The sequence below is a fragment of the Paracoccus sp. (in: a-proteobacteria) genome (genome assembly GCF_047605025.1).
GTDB lineage: Bacteria > Pseudomonadota > Alphaproteobacteria > Rhodobacterales > Rhodobacteraceae > Paracoccus.
Genome location: NZ_JASGGO010000017.1, coordinates 1 through 13,692, shown reverse-complemented (window position 1 = coordinate 13,692; position 13,692 = coordinate 1). Strand labels below are relative to the sequence as shown.

13 protein-coding genes are annotated in these 13,692 nt (G+C 65.1%); 11 read left to right on the top strand and 2 right to left on the bottom strand.

Going from position 1 to position 13,692, the window contains the following annotated elements; all coding sequences use genetic code 11:
- Positions 1-211: 211 nt before the first annotated feature.
- Complete coding sequence (locus tag QM682_RS11075) at positions 212-1,234, top strand: VOC family protein (protein ID WP_415129680.1); 1,023 nt, start codon at positions 212-214, stop codon at positions 1,232-1,234.
- A gap of 39 nt (positions 1,235-1,273) precedes the next feature.
- On the opposite strand, the gene QM682_RS11070 is transcribed toward QM682_RS11075, so the two are convergent.
- Positions 1,274-2,071 (bottom strand): DNA-binding transcriptional regulator, encoded by a 798-nt coding sequence (locus tag QM682_RS11070; RefSeq protein WP_415129678.1) that lies wholly within the window; start codon positions 2,069-2,071, stop codon positions 1,274-1,276.
- A 299-nt stretch (positions 2,072-2,370) separates the two neighbouring features.
- Between QM682_RS11070 and QM682_RS11065 the strand changes: the two genes are divergently transcribed.
- From QM682_RS11065 to QM682_RS11020, 10 genes are all read left to right on the top strand, one after another.
- On the top strand, positions 2,371-4,077 hold the full coding sequence (locus tag QM682_RS11065) for a bifunctional 3-(3-hydroxy-phenyl)propionate/3-hydroxycinnamic acid hydroxylase (protein ID WP_415129676.1): 1,707 nt from the start codon (positions 2,371-2,373) through the stop codon (positions 4,075-4,077).
- 17 nt (positions 4,078-4,094) lie between these two features.
- Positions 4,095-4,886, top strand: coding sequence for a 2-keto-4-pentenoate hydratase (mhpD, locus tag QM682_RS11060; RefSeq protein ID WP_415129674.1), 792 nt, complete (start codon positions 4,095-4,097; stop codon positions 4,884-4,886).
- A 53-nt stretch (positions 4,887-4,939) separates the two neighbouring features.
- A complete protein-coding gene (locus tag QM682_RS11055; protein WP_415129672.1) occupies positions 4,940-6,115 on the top strand; it encodes an ABC transporter substrate-binding protein in 1,176 nt (391 codons plus the stop codon).
- Positions 6,116-6,124: 9 nt separating this feature from the next.
- Positions 6,125-6,988, top strand: coding sequence for a branched-chain amino acid ABC transporter permease (locus QM682_RS11050; protein ID WP_415129670.1), 864 nt, complete (start codon positions 6,125-6,127; stop codon positions 6,986-6,988).
- A gap of 29 nt (positions 6,989-7,017) precedes the next feature.
- On the top strand, positions 7,018-8,010 hold the full coding sequence (locus tag QM682_RS11045; RefSeq protein WP_415129668.1) for a branched-chain amino acid ABC transporter permease: 993 nt from the start codon (positions 7,018-7,020) through the stop codon (positions 8,008-8,010).
- On the top strand, positions 8,007-8,789 hold the full coding sequence (locus QM682_RS11040; protein ID WP_415129666.1) for an ABC transporter ATP-binding protein: 783 nt from the start codon (positions 8,007-8,009) through the stop codon (positions 8,787-8,789). Before QM682_RS11045 ends, QM682_RS11040 begins: the two co-directional genes overlap by 4 nt.
- Positions 8,782-9,486: an ABC transporter ATP-binding protein gene (locus tag QM682_RS11035; protein WP_415129664.1), complete on the top strand. Its 705-nt coding sequence runs from the start codon at positions 8,782-8,784 to the stop codon at positions 9,484-9,486. The genes QM682_RS11040 and QM682_RS11035 overlap by 8 nt, the downstream gene beginning before the upstream one ends.
- 14 nt (positions 9,487-9,500) lie before the next feature.
- Positions 9,501-10,445 (top strand): acetaldehyde dehydrogenase (acetylating), encoded by a 945-nt coding sequence (locus QM682_RS11030; protein ID WP_415129662.1) that lies wholly within the window; start codon positions 9,501-9,503, stop codon positions 10,443-10,445.
- The gene (gene dmpG, locus QM682_RS11025; RefSeq protein WP_415129660.1) at positions 10,442-11,476 is read left to right on the top strand and encodes a 4-hydroxy-2-oxovalerate aldolase; all 1,035 of its coding nucleotides are present in this window, start codon (positions 10,442-10,444) and stop codon (positions 11,474-11,476) included. Before QM682_RS11030 ends, dmpG begins: the two co-directional genes overlap by 4 nt.
- Positions 11,477-11,707: 231 nt before the next feature.
- Positions 11,708-12,727 carry a GSU2403 family nucleotidyltransferase fold protein gene (locus QM682_RS11020; protein WP_415129658.1) on the top strand — a complete coding sequence of 340 codons (1,020 nt, stop codon included), beginning with the start codon at positions 11,708-11,710 and terminating at the stop codon, positions 12,725-12,727.
- A 753-nt stretch (positions 12,728-13,480) separates the two neighbouring features.
- On the opposite strand, the gene QM682_RS11015 is transcribed toward QM682_RS11020, so the two are convergent.
- The coding region (locus QM682_RS11015; RefSeq protein ID WP_415129656.1) for a type II toxin-antitoxin system RelE/ParE family toxin at positions 13,481-13,692 on the bottom strand (212 nt) is incomplete at its 5' end.

Genomic DNA, 13,692 nt, shown 5'->3' with positions numbered 1-13,692 from the left:
CTGCGCCCCGCCATGCGGGTGCACTTGGTGCACCGGGCACGCATCGGCGTTGTCGCAAGTGGCCCAGGGTTGATAGCACTTCACCGTGGCGCAAGGGAGGCCGGAGCGGTTCCGGTTTGGCGCCAACCCATGACGACGACATCGCGATGCCCCGCGCGCTTCGGTCGCGGCCTGCCCGCGCATGTCCTGACCGATCACTCAGGAGGAGACCATGACCCGTCTTTCGGATCACTACGACCCCGGCCCGCAGATCGCACAATGCGGCACCATCAACCTAGGCACCAAGGACATCGAGAAATCGCTGGTCTTCTTTCGCGACACGCTTGGCATGGAAGAGGTCGAGCGGCGCGGCAACGTATCCTATCTGCGCTGCTATCAGGAACTCGGCCACCATTCGCTGGTGCTGACCGAGCAGGACGAGGCGGTCGTCAATTCCTACAGCTTCCGGGTGAAGCGGCCGCAGGACGTGGAACTGTTCTATCAGGATCTGCAACGGCAGGAGATCGAAGTGCTGGAGGTCCCCGCCGGCACCGAGGCCGGTCGCGGCACGGCGGTCCGTTTCCTGCTGCCGGGCGGCGAGCATCCGTTCGAGCTTTACTACGACATGGAAAAGCCGCTGGCACCAGAGCCGATACGCTCGCGCCTGCCGTCGAACAGCTCGAAGCGGCGCGGTCTTGGCGCGCGGCGGATCGACCACTTCAACATCCAGACCTCGCCCGACACGATCAATCAGGCCGAGCAATGGGTGCGCGACAATCTGGGCTTCAAGCGCCGCGAATTCGCCTATCTGCCCGAGCGGCGCGATACGGTGATGGCGTCGTGGATGTCGGTGACGCCGCAGGTGCATGACCTGGCCATCGTCGCGAACCGACTGGACAAGAAGGCGCGGCTGCACCATGTCGCCTTCAACTTGCAGGATTTCTCGGATGTGCTGACGGCTGCCGACACGCTGCGCGACCTTGACGTTTCCTATGGTGTCGGCCCAGGCAAGCACGGTGTGGGGCAGGCGATGTATCTTTACATCCACGATCCGGGCTCGGATCACCGGGTCGAGCTTTATGCCGGCGGCTACCTGATCTTTGACCCGGACTGGGAGGCGATCGAATGGACGCCCGAACAGTTCCCCGAAGGCATGACCTGGTATGGCGACCCGATCGACACCACCCCAGGCAGCCGTGGCCGCGATACCACCGGATCGGCCGGGCTGAAGGGTGCGGCCAAACGGCTCGCCTAAGCCATGTAAGACACGGGGGCCGGGAAGCCGGCCCCTTTTTCATTCCGGCGGATTGGCGAGGTAATCCTCGATCTTGCGGGCTGCGGCGTTGAGCGGGGCCAGATACTTCCGGCGCGCCTCGCTTAACGTCAGTGCCGAACGCAGCATCACGATGTTGATGCACCCTGCCACCCGCCCCGCATGAAACACCGGCATCGCCAGGGCGAGGATCTTCTTTTCGGTCAGCCATTCGCCGTTGTTATAGGCATGTCCCGACTCTCGATGCTGGTCTAGGAATGCCTCGAAGGCCGCGCGGCCCGCGCCCTGTAGCACCGGCTCGCCCTGTTCCTCAAGCCGGTCGAGCAGCGCCGCACGCTCGTCCGCTGGGCAAAACGCCAGATAGGCCCGCCCCATCGCCGTCATCGGCAGCGTCAGCCGCCGCCGCACCGTGACCTTGTGGAAGGACAGCGGGCTATAGCGGTGCGTGGTTTCGCGCACCCGCATCGACAGGCCATCCAGCGTGGCGAAATCCGATGGCCAGACCACCTTCAGCAGCAGATCGCCCAGCACCGGAGCCGCCACCTGGCTGATCCATTCCTCTTCCAGGAAGCCGTCGCTCAGCGCCCGCACCTCATGCGTCAGCCGGTAGCTGTCATCCGAGGTCGAGCGCCGCACGACGCTCTCATTCTGCAATGTTTCCAATAACCTGCGCACCGTCGTGCGGTGGATTCCGGTGGTGTCCGCCAGTTCGCGCACCGTGGCCCAGCCGCCCTCTGCCTGGTTCAGCGCCCTTAGAACCGATAACCCCCGGCTTAGGCCCTGCACCTGCTTATAGGGTGATTCCCCGTCCCGCGTCATCGCGCAACCCGCTCCGCTTCGTGCACTATATGCACCAAAATGACATGCCCGTTGTCTGTTTGGCAATGGCTCTGCAAGGTGCCTCCATCGCGAAGCGGCGGGACGGAGGCCGCATCGCGCCAGCCATCAGGAGGAGAGCACCCATGACGGAATGTCATTCCATCAGGCATGTCCCGCGCAGAAGCGTGAAGGGCGTCTGACGCCGTTCTCCATTTCGCGACCACACCCAGGCCCGACGCCCCGGCCCCCGCAGGGGAGGCCACCGGATGCGTATGGCCCCAGCCCTTGCAGGATTTGCCATGCCCGCCACCGAAACCCTTTCCGAAACCCTTTCCGAAACCGCGCTCAAGACACAGGTGCTGATCATCGGCGCCGGACCCGTGGGGCTCACGCTCGCCAATTACCTCGGCACCTACGGGATCAGGACTTTGGTGGTCGAGGCGCTGCCCGACCTGATCGACTATCCCCGCGCGATCGGCATCGATGACGAGGCGATGCGCACCATGCAGGGCATCGGTCTTGCCGGACTGATCGAGCCGCACACCACGCCCCTGCACTGGATGAAATTCCTGACGGCAAAGGGGCGGGTCTGGGCCTCGCTCGAACCCAAGACGGACGAGTTCGGCTGGTCGCGGCGCAATGCCTTCATCCAGCCGCAGGCTGACCGGATCTGTTACGAAGGGCTTGCGCGCTTCCCAAACGTGGAGGTCCGCTTCGGCACGACCTTCGAGCGGCTGGAGCAGGATGCGCAGGGCGTGCGCGTATATCTGACCGGGCCCGACGGCGCCTTTACCGTCGCGGCGGATTACCTTGTGGGCGCGGATGGCGGCCGCAGCCCGGTGCGCGAGGCGCTTGGCCTGACCTTCGACGGCAAGACCGCACCAAACCAGTGGATCGTGGTCGATGTCGAGAACGATCCCATCGGCACGCCGAATGTCTACCTGGGCTCCGATAACCGCCGCGCCTATGTCTCGGGCGCGCTGCCCCACGGTGTGCGCCGGTTCGAGTTCATGGTGCTGAAGGGCGAGGATGAAAGCCATTTCAACCGCCCCGAGGTGATGTGCGGGCTGTTGTCGCGGGTGCTGGACAAGCCGGAACAGGTGCGGATCATCCGCCAGCGAATCTACAACCACAACGCGCGCCTGGCGAACCGCTTCCGCGTCGGGCGTGTCCTGCTGGCAGGGGACGCCGCGCATATCATGCCGGTCTGGCAGGGGCAGGGCTACAACAGCGGCATCCGCGACGCGGCAAACCTCGGCTGGAAGCTTGCGAAGGTGGTAAAGGGGGAACTCGGCCCCGAACTGCTCGATACCTACCAGACCGAGCGGCGCGACCATGCCAAGGCGATGATCGACCTGTCGGTTCTGGTCGGCAAGGTGTTCAACCCGCCTTATCGCTTCCTCAATACGCTGCGCGACGGGGTGACGCGGCTGCTCAATTTCGTGCCGCCGGCGAAACGCTATCTGCTGGAGATGCGCTTCAAGCCAATGCCCCGCTTCCATGCCGGCGCGATCGTGCCGAGCAAGGCGGGCGACCCGAAGACCAGCCCGATCGGGCGGCTGTTCATCCAGCCCCGTGTGCGCGGGACCGATGGCACTGTGCTGCGGCTGGATGATGTGGTGGGGCCGAATTTCGCCATTATCTCATGGGCCTCGAATCCGGTTCAATACATGGATGCGGATCAGGTCGCGCTGTGGCGCGGTTTGGGCGCGGTCTTTGTCTGCGCGAAGCCCGATGTGCAGCTTGGCGCGACGCCGGACCCGCGGCTTGGCTTCCGCACCGACCCGATGAAGGGCGTGGTGCAGGTCGGCGACGTGCAGGGGCGGCTGAAGGACTGGTTCGGCGCCTGGCCGGAATCGGTGGTCTTCCTGCGGCCCGACCGGATGGTCGGCGCGACCTCGACGCCTTTGGCCATCAACGGGGTGTCGCGCGCGATGCTGCATGCGCTGGCCTGTCCGCCGCAAATCATGCCCGCCCCGACCCCCGGACTGGTCGCAGCGGAATAACCCAAGGAGAAACCCGGATGACATCCCCCGAACTGGTCGCCCAGCTTGCGCGCGAATTGCGCGACGCCGAAGCGAATGGCGTCGCGATTCCCCCGCTGCGTCCACGCATGCCCGATGATGACGGGGCCACGGCCTATGCCGTTCAGCAGGCGAATATCGACCTTGCCGTCGCGGCGGGGCGGCGCGTGGTCGGCCGCAAGATCGGCCTGACCGCGAAGGCGGTTCAGGCGCAGCTTGGCGTCGACCAGCCCGATTTCGGCGCGATTTTCGCCGATACGATCTATGGCGACGATGATGAGATTCCCTTTGCCCGGCTGATGCAGCCGAAGGCCGAGGCCGAGGTGGCGCTGGTGCTGAAACGGGGCCTTGATGCGCCGGACGCAACGCTGACCGAACTGATCCGGGCGGTGGATTTCGCGCTGCCGGCAATCGAGGTGGTGGGCTCGCGCATCGCGAACTGGGACATCCGCTTCAACGACACCGTGGCGGATAATGCCTCGTCGAGCATGGTCGTTCTGGGGGGCGTGCCGGTGCCGCTGGCGGGGCTCGACCTGAAGCTGTTGCCGATGGTGATGACCTGCAACGGGGCCGAGGTGTCGAAGGGCATCGGCGCGGCCTGCCTTGGCCATCCGCTGAACGCGGCGCTTTGGCTTGCGCGCAGGATGGCGGCTTTCGGCACGCCGCTTGCCCAGGGTGATCTGATCCTGACCGGCGCGCTTGGGCCGATGGCGCCGGTCGCGCCGGGCGACCGGTTCGAGGCCCGGATCGAAGGGCTGGGCTGCGTGCGCGCGGCTTTCGGCGCGACTTGACCATACGGCGCCGCGAGGGAGCGCGGCACCGACAATTTCCAAGGGAGGTTTCCATGATCAGACGTCATTTCCTGCTGGCGGGCGCCGCCGTGGCCGTGCTGGCCGCAGGCCCGGCACTGGCGGCCGATACGGTCAAGGTCGGCATCCTGCTGCCGATGTCCGGCCCGTTCAGCCAATACGGCAAGCAGATGCAGAACGGCATCGACCTGTTTCTGAAGCAACACGGCGACAGCGTCGCGGGCAAGCAGATCAAGGTCATCATCAAGGATGACGGCGGTATCGCCCCCGACCGCGCCCGGCGCGCGGCGCAAAGCCTGATCGTGCGCGACAAGGTCGACGTGCTGGCGGGCTTCACCTTCACCGCCTCGGCCATGGCCGCCGCGCCGCTGGCGAAAGAGGCCGAAAAGGCGATGATCGTGATGAATGCCTCGTCCTCGGGGATCACCGCGGCGAACCCCTATATGGTGCGCGTGGGCCAGACCCTGCCGCAGATCACCGAACCCGCAGGGCGCTATACCGCCGAGCAGGGGTTCAGGTCGATCTACACCGTCGTCGCCGATGTCACCGCCGGCCATGACGCCGAAGCGGCCTTCATTCGGGGCGTCGAGGCCGGGGGCGGCACGGTTGCGGGCTCGCTGCGGGTGCCCGCCCAGAACCCGGATTTCGCGCCCTTCGTCCAGCGGATCAAGGATGCCAGGCCCGATGCCGTCTTTGCCTGGCTGCCGCCCGGCGAAGCCGCGATCAACTTCCTCAAGGAATTCGATCAGCGCGGGCTTGGCGCGGCGGGGATCACCATGCTTGGCACCGGCGACCTGACGGATGAGCTGACGATTACCCAGACCGGCGATGCCGGATTGGGCGTCGTCACCACCGGGCATTATTCGATGGCGCACAAATCGGCGTTGAACGACCGTTTCGTCGCCGAATACCTTGCCGATTATCCGGGCGAGAAATGGCCGAACTTCCTGTCGGTTTCAGCCTATGACGGGATGGCGGCGCTTTATCGGGGGCTGGAGAAGACCGGCGGCGATGCGACCGGCCCGGCACTGGCCAAGGCACTTGCAGGCGAGACGCTGGAAAGCCCGCGCGGACCGATCACGATCGACCCCGAAACCCGCGACATCGTGCAGACGGTCTATGTCCGCAAGGTCGAGCGCGTGGGCGACCGGCTGATGAATGTCGAGATCCACGAATTCCCCGAAAGCCGCGACAGCGCGGCGGCGAAATAGGGGGCGGCAATGGCAAATCTTCCCGGCATCCTCTTTGACGGCCTGGCCTATGGCAGCCTGCTGTTTCTCGTCAGCATCGGGCTGTCGATCACCATGGGGTTGATGAATTTCATCAACCTCGCACATGGCGCTTTCGCGATGCTGGGGGGCTATGGCTCGGTCTGGCTGACGGGGCGGCTCGGGCTGCCGTTCCTTGGCACGCTGCCGCTGGCCTTCCTTGCGGCCGCACTGGCGGGGCTGGTGGCCGAGCGGCTGCTGTTCCGTCGCCTGTATCGCGCAGCGCATCTGGATCAGGTGCTGTTCACCGTGGGCTTCACCTTTTCGTCGATCGCGGCGGCGCATTATCTCTTCGGCGCCGGGCAACAGATGGTTTCCCTGCCCGAGGCGCTGCGTGGGCAGGTTCAGATCGCGGGGGTGGACCTTGGCCGCTACCGGCTGTTCCTGATCGGCACGGTCGCGGTGATGACGCTGGCGCTGCATATGCTGATGACGCGCACCCGCTTTGGTGCGCAGGTGCGCGCGGCGGTCGACAACCAGGACGCGGCCGAGGGGCTGGGCCTGAACGTCGGGTTGGTGTTCAGCCTGTGCTTCGCGCTCGGCACCGGGATGGCGGGGCTGGGCGGCGCTCTCGGCATCGAAGTGCTTGGCCTCGATCCAAGCTTCCCGCTCAAGTTCATGGTCTATTTCCTGCTGGTCGTCGTCGTGGGCGGCGCGGGCACGCTTGGCGGGCCGCTGGTTGCCGCCGCGATCCTCGGCATCTGCGACGTTGCCGGCAAATATTTCGTGCCGCAGGCCGGAGGCTTCATCATCTATGTGCTGATGATCGTGCTGCTTCTGGCCTTCCCCTCTGGCCTTGGGGGGAAACGTGCATGACCTCTTCACCGTTTCAGGAAACCCTTCGCATGACCACGCAATCCGCCGCCGTCCGCCGCCTTGCCAGCCCCGTTCCCCGGCCGCTGGAAATCGTTGTCTGGCTGATCCCGGCGGCGGCCTTCTTCCTGTTCCCCGACAATCTCGGACTCGGGGTCTCGATCATGACCTATGCGGTGGCGGTGCTGGGGCTTGACCTCGTGCTTGGATATGCCGGGATCGTCTCGCTCGGCCATGCCGCATTCTTCGGCATCGGTGCCTATACCGCGGGGCTGCTTGCGGTCCACGGCTGGCGTGAGCCGATCACCGGGTTGCTTGCCGCAGGGGCCGTGGCGCTGGTGGCCGGATTTCTCACCAGCTTCCTCGTGGTGCGGGGCAAGGATCTGACCCGGCTGATGGTGACGCTGGGCATCGGCCTTGTCGTCTATGAGATCGCCAATCAGGCCAGCGGGATCACCGGCGGCATCGACGGGCTTTCGGGGATCGAGATGGACCCGATCCTTGGCCTGTTCCACTTCGACATCTACGGCCGCACGGCGTGGTGGTATACCTATGCGGTCTCGCTCGTGGTCTTCGTCTACCTGCGCTTTGTCGTGGCCTCGTCCTATGGGCTGTCGCTTGCCGCGATCCGCGAGGGGGTGAAGCGGATGCCTGCGCTTGGCGTTTCGGTCGAGGGGCGGCTGCGCATCGCCTTCGCCTTCTCGGCGGGCATCGCCGGGATCGCGGGCGGCCTGCTTGCGCAGACCACGCAATTCGTCGGCGTCGACGCGCTGTCGGTGAACCGGGCGGCGGATTTCCTGGTGATGCTGGTGCTGGGCGGCACAGGGCGGCTTTACGGCGCGCTGATCGGGACCGCCGTTTTCATGGTTGCCAAGGAATACCTCGCGGATCTCGACCCGGTCTATTGGGAGTTCTGGATGGGAGTGATGCTGATGGCGGTGGTGCTGCTTGCACGCGGCGGCATCGTCGGCGCGCTGTTGCGCCTGCCGGCCCTGCGCGGCAAGATGGGGAGGGGCGCACGATGAGAGCCGCGAGCATCCTTTCCCCGGACGCCGACATCGCGCTGTCGACCGAGGGGCTGACCCGGACCTGGGGCAGTTTCGCCGCCAATTCCGACATCGACTTCCGCCTGCCGGTGGGCGCGCGCCATGCGCTGATCGGGCCGAATGGCGCGGGTAAGACCACCTTCATCAACATGTTGACCGGGGTGCTGGCGCCGTCCTCTGGCCGGGTGTTCCTGCAAGGCGAGGATGTCACCGCCCTGCCGCAGGAGGCGCGCGTGCGCAAAGGCATCGCCCGCACCTTCCAGATCAACACGCTATTCCCCGGCCTGACGGTGCTGGAAAGCGTGCTGCTTGCGATCCTCGAACGCAAGGGCCTGGGGCTTGACTGGTTCCGCCCGTTGCGCGGCCACCGCGCCGAGATCGCAGAGGCGATGGACCTGATCCGCGACCTGGGGCTGGAACCGCAGGCGGGCGAAAAGGTCGAGACGCTGGCCTATGGCAAGCAGCGGCTGGTGGAAATCGCGCTGGCGCTGGCGACACGGCCGCGGATCCTGCTGCTTGACGAACCGGCGGCCGGCATCCCGGCGGGCGAGAGCACCGAGATCTTTTCCGTCATCGCGGGGCTGCCCTCGGATGTGTCGATCCTGTTCATCGAACACGACATGGAACTCGTGCGCCGGTTTTCCGACCAGATCACGGTTCTGGTGGCGGGCAAGATCCTGACCGAGGGCCCGCCCGAGGCGATCATGTCCGATCCGCGCGTGCGCGAGGTCTATCTGGGGGAGAGCGAGCATGTCTGACCTGCTTACGGTTGAAAATCTTTCGGCGGGCTATGGCGATGCGCGGGTGCTGGACGGGATCAGCTTCGCGATGGCGCCGGGCGAAAGTGTCGCGCTTCTGGGCCGCAACGGGGTCGGCAAGACGACGCTGATACGCTCGCTGATCGGGCTGACCCGGCGCCATGACGGCACGCTGCGGTTCAACGGCACGAATATCTCGAATACCGCGCCCTATCGGCGGGCGCGGGCGGGAATCGGCTGGGTGCCGCAGGAACGCGCGATGTTCCCGTCGCTTACGGTCGAGGAGCACCTGACCACGGTGGCGCGCCCCGGCGCCTGGGGGCTGTCGACCGTTTACGACATCTTTCCGCGCCTGCGCGAGCGGCGCGCCAACATGGGCAATCAGCTTTCTGGCGGCGAACAGCAGATGGTCGCCATCGCCCGCGCGCTGATGACCAACCCGCGCCTGTTGCTGCTTGATGAGCCGATGGAGGGGCTGGCGCCGATCATCGTCCACGAACTTGCCGCCGTGGTCCGCCGGCTGATCGCGGAAAGCGGGCTTTCGGTGATCGTCGTCGAACAGCACGCCCGCCTTGCCCTGTCGATGACCGGCCGCGCGATCGTTCTGGATCGCGGTCGGATCGTGCATGCCTCATCCAGCGCGGAATTGCTGGAAGACAACGAAAAACTGGGCCGCCTCGTCGCGGTCGCCGCCTGACAAAAGGAAACGCCATGACCAAAGTGAAATGCGCGATCATCGGGTCCGGAAATATCGGCTCGGATCTGATGATCAAGATCATGCGGAATGCGAAGGCCCTTGAAATGGGCGCTATGGTGGGGATCGACCCGGCCTCGGACGGGCTTGCACGGGCCGCGCGGCTTGGCATCGCCACCACCGCCGAAGGCATCGAGGGGCTGACCAAGCTGCCCGTCTACAAGGACATCCAGGTGGTGTTCGATGCGACCTCGGCGGGCGCCCACATCCGCAACAATGAAATCCTGCAACGCGACGGCAAGAAGGTGATCGACCTGACCCCCGCAGCAATCGGCCCCTTCACCATTCCGGCGATCAACGGCGATGCGAATATCGATGAGCCGAACGTCAACATGGTGACCTGCGGCGGGCAGGCGACGATCCCGATGGTCCATGCCGTCGCGCGGGTGTCGAAACGCACGATCTACGGCGAGATCGTCGCCTCGATCTCGTCGAAATCGGCGGGGCCGGGCACGCGGGCGAACATTGACGAATTCACCGAAACCACATCCAAGGCGATCGAACTGCTGGGCGGGGCCGAGCGCGGCAAGGCGATCATCGTGCTGAACCCGGCCGAACCGCCCCTGATGATGCGCGACACGGTTTTCGTTCTGTCGCAGGGCGCCGAACCCGAGAAGATCGAGAGATCCGTCGCCGAAATGGCGAAGGTGGTGCAGTCCTATGTCCCCGGCTACCGGCTGAAGCAGCAGGTGCAGTTCGAGGTGATCGGTGACAACAACCCCGTCCGCATCCCCGGCATCGGCCCGGTTTCGGGCCTGAAGACCACGATCTTTCTGGAGGTCGAGGGCGCGGCGCATTACCTGCCGGCCTATGCCGGAAACCTCGACATCATGACATCCGCGGCGCTGGTAAGCGCAGACCACTGGGCCGCCAAGATTCTTTCGCAGGAGGCCGCCCAATGACCCGCCCGAACCCCGACAAGCTTTATGTGCAGGATGTCACCCTGCGCGACGGCATGCACGCGATCCGCCACCAATACAGCCTTGATCAGGTGCGCGCCATTGCGGCGGCGCTTGATGCGGCCAGGGTGGACGCGATCGAGGTCACCCATGGCGACGGTCTGGCCGGTTCGACCTTCAACTATGGTTTTGGCGCGCGGGACGATGCCGAATGGATTGCCGCCGTGGCCGAGGTCTGTTCGCATGCCGTGGTGACGGTTCTGCTGCTGCCCGGCATCGGCACGGTGCATGGGTTGAAGCAGGCCCATGCCGCCGGGGCGCGTTCGGTCCGCGTCGCGACCCATTGCACCGAAGCCGATGTCTCGCGCCAGCATATCGAGGCGGCGCGTGCCCTTGGCATGGATACGGTGGGCTTCCTGATGATGGCGCATATGGCCGATCCGGCGACGCTGCTGGCACAGGCGAAGCTGATGGAGAGCTACGGCGCCGAATGCGTCTATGTAACGGATTCCGCCGGGGCGCTGCTGCCCGCGCAATATGCCGGGCGGATGAAGGTGCTGCGCGACGGGCTGAAGCCCGAGACCGAGATCGGCGTGCACACGCACCACAACCTGACCCTTGGCGTGGCCAATGCGGTGGCCGGGATCGAGGCCGGTGCGATGCGGGTCGACGCCTCTCTTGCCGGGATGGGGGCGGGGGCGGGCAATGCGCCGCTGGAGGCCCTGATCGCCGTGCTCGACCGGATGGGGGTCCAGACCGGCTGCGACCTGTTCCGGCTGATGGACGCGGCAGACGACCTCGTGCGCCCGTTGCAGGACCGCCCGGTCCGGGTCGACCGGGAGAGCATGTCGCTTGGCTATGCCGGGGTCTATTCAAGCTTCCTGCGCCATGCGGAAAACGCCGCGAAGATCTATGACATCGACGCGCGCGAGATCCTGATCGAGCTTGGCCAGCGCAAGATGGTCGGCGGGCAAGAGGACATGATCGTCGATGTGGCGCTGGATCTGCTCAAGAACCGCGTTTCGGCTAACTGACAATCCAGCCGGCGGCTCACCCGGATGCTGTTCCTGGGGGTGGTGTGGCTTCCCCAGGCCGATCCGGGTCGCGGCCGCCGTGCTGAAGACATCGGGGATCCTTGCGCAACATACGCCCCCCCGCATGAGCGCCTTGGGCAGGTTGTGTGCATCATAAAAACATTTGCTACACGCCATCAATGCGGGTATCAGATTTTTATTTGCTGCACACAGCCAATGCGAAGGTATCAGATGGATCCGACATCGCACTCCCGCGCAGCCCAGGTCGCTTATCAGGACCTGCTGCGCATGCATCTCGACGAAGCGGCTTCGGAAGTGGTGGGCAGCATCGAAGAGCGGCAGCGCAACGGGCGGATCTACCTTTATGACCGGTTCCGGATCGGGACCGAGATGAAGAGCCGCTATCTCGGTGAAGATAGCCCCGGCTTGCGTGATCGCCTGGCACGCGTTGCGGCGCTGAAGGCGGAGACGAAGGAGCGAAAGCAGCGCATGTCGCGCCTGGCACGCGTCTTGAGGGCCGAAGGGATGATCGGAACCGACCGCGAGACAGGCTCGCTGCTGCTGGCCTTCTCGCGCGCTGGTGTCTTCCGGCTGGGCGGCACGTTGATCGGGACCGGAGCCTACGCGCTCTATCAGGGAGAGCTTGGCGTTCGCTTCGATTCCGACGAGCTTGCCCAGACGGGAGATATGGATTTCGCAAGCTTCGAGCGGCTCTCCGTGGCCTTGGGCGACCGTGTCGAGGAAGAGCCGGGGGACATTCTTCGGTCGATGAAGTTCGAGGCTGTTCCAGGGATTTTCGGTCGGCAGGTCTGGAAATGGCGTCAGAGCGGCGGTGAGGCCATGGTCGAGTTCCTGACGCCGGCTTTCGGAGAGGAAGGAATTAAACCGCTTCCGGCTCTGGGCGTAAGCGCGCAGGCACTGAACTACCTCAATTTCCTGATTGCGCAACCGATCCACGCGCTTGCACTTTACCGCTCCGGTGTTCTTGTGCAGATTCCACGCCCCGAGCGCTTTGCGATCCATAAGCTGATCGTGGCCAGCAGGCGGCATGGCGGCCCGGAGGAGGCGAAGGCGCGCAAGGACAGAGCGCAGGCCAGGTTTCTGATCCGCATCCTGGCGCAAGATCGGCCCGACGATCTCGCTGAGTCCTACGAGCACGCGATGTCGCAGGGTCCCCGGTGGCGCGACCGGATCGCATCGAGCCTCGCACGCATGCCAGCGACCGAAGACCTCCTACGCGGTCTCTCGTGATCCGGTGCGGATGCTGGTGGCTTTGATCGAGCCGTTTCCTTGGCGCAACGAGGGACTTCGTTTGCGGGGGCATCGGCATGAAGAACCGGGGCGTCGCCGGCCAGAACTCCCGCCTGCCGGGGATGGGCCATAAGGCGGAAGGCCGCCCGCAAGCGGAGTCCGCCGTCGCACATGCAACGGCGAGAGCAGACGAAGAAAGCCAATGCCATGCCACCGGCACCAGTTCGAAAGCATCCCCGGCGCGGAACGCCCACAGCGGCATCCGAAAATATTCGCTGTCGCTGCGGATCGACAGGCGGCTTTGCGGCTGGCGCGCAGGATGGCCGCGTGGTTGGTCGCGATGTTCACGCGGCGGGATGGAGTGCCCCGGGGCAGGCATTGCGCCTTGAGGGGGCAGCGCGCGCAGTCGTGCCGATCAGCACGGTATCGCTTGCCTGTTGCCGAACTGTCGCGGGGCGTGAGCCGTTTCCCGGCCGGACAGCGGACCACATGGTGATGGGGGTCGAACTTGAACCGTTCGGTCGGAAAGCCCTTCCGGCACTGCCGCACGACGCGTGTGAAAACCTGGCGGAAGACGTCTGTACCCCATCGCTGCCGGATGCGCGTCAGCGAGGAGTGAAGGTGAACGGATCTCTGGTTATCGTCCTGCATGGGCAGAGATTCGCACGGCAACCCTTGATCGGTCCAATGACTTTCCCGAATCGAACCGATGTGGATCGATTCGTTTCGCTGATGGGTTCCGGTCCGGCGGCATTACGGCTCAGGGAACAGAACCGCCTCGTAATCCATTGCGCCATTCAGCACATGGAGAACCGTGATCTGATCGGTGGAGATGCTGTAGAAGATCAGATACCTGCCATGAACGCGGCGCCTGATCCCTTGGGTCTCATAGCGCGGCACCAGTTGCCAAGCTTGCGGCATCTCCGCGATCTCCTGACAGCAGCGCTCCAATTCGCGAATGAAGC

Coding starts and splice junctions, on each gene's coding strand:
- QM682_RS11075 (WP_415129680.1), top strand. CDS start 212: ATGACCCGTCTTTCGGATCACTACGACCCCGGCCCGCAGATCGCACAA.
- QM682_RS11070 (WP_415129678.1), bottom strand. CDS start 2,071: ATGACGCGGGACGGGGAATCACCCTATAAGCAGGTGCAGGGCCTAAGC.
- QM682_RS11065 (WP_415129676.1), top strand. CDS start 2,371: ATGCCCGCCACCGAAACCCTTTCCGAAACCCTTTCCGAAACCGCGCTC.
- mhpD (WP_415129674.1), top strand. CDS start 4,095: ATGACATCCCCCGAACTGGTCGCCCAGCTTGCGCGCGAATTGCGCGAC.
- QM682_RS11055 (WP_415129672.1), top strand. CDS start 4,940: ATGATCAGACGTCATTTCCTGCTGGCGGGCGCCGCCGTGGCCGTGCTG.
- QM682_RS11050 (WP_415129670.1), top strand. CDS start 6,125: ATGGCAAATCTTCCCGGCATCCTCTTTGACGGCCTGGCCTATGGCAGC.
- QM682_RS11045 (WP_415129668.1), top strand. CDS start 7,018: ATGACCACGCAATCCGCCGCCGTCCGCCGCCTTGCCAGCCCCGTTCCC.
- QM682_RS11040 (WP_415129666.1), top strand. CDS start 8,007: ATGAGAGCCGCGAGCATCCTTTCCCCGGACGCCGACATCGCGCTGTCG.
- QM682_RS11035 (WP_415129664.1), top strand. CDS start 8,782: ATGTCTGACCTGCTTACGGTTGAAAATCTTTCGGCGGGCTATGGCGAT.
- QM682_RS11030 (WP_415129662.1), top strand. CDS start 9,501: ATGACCAAAGTGAAATGCGCGATCATCGGGTCCGGAAATATCGGCTCG.
- dmpG (WP_415129660.1), top strand. CDS start 10,442: ATGACCCGCCCGAACCCCGACAAGCTTTATGTGCAGGATGTCACCCTG.
- QM682_RS11020 (WP_415129658.1), top strand. CDS start 11,708: ATGGATCCGACATCGCACTCCCGCGCAGCCCAGGTCGCTTATCAGGAC.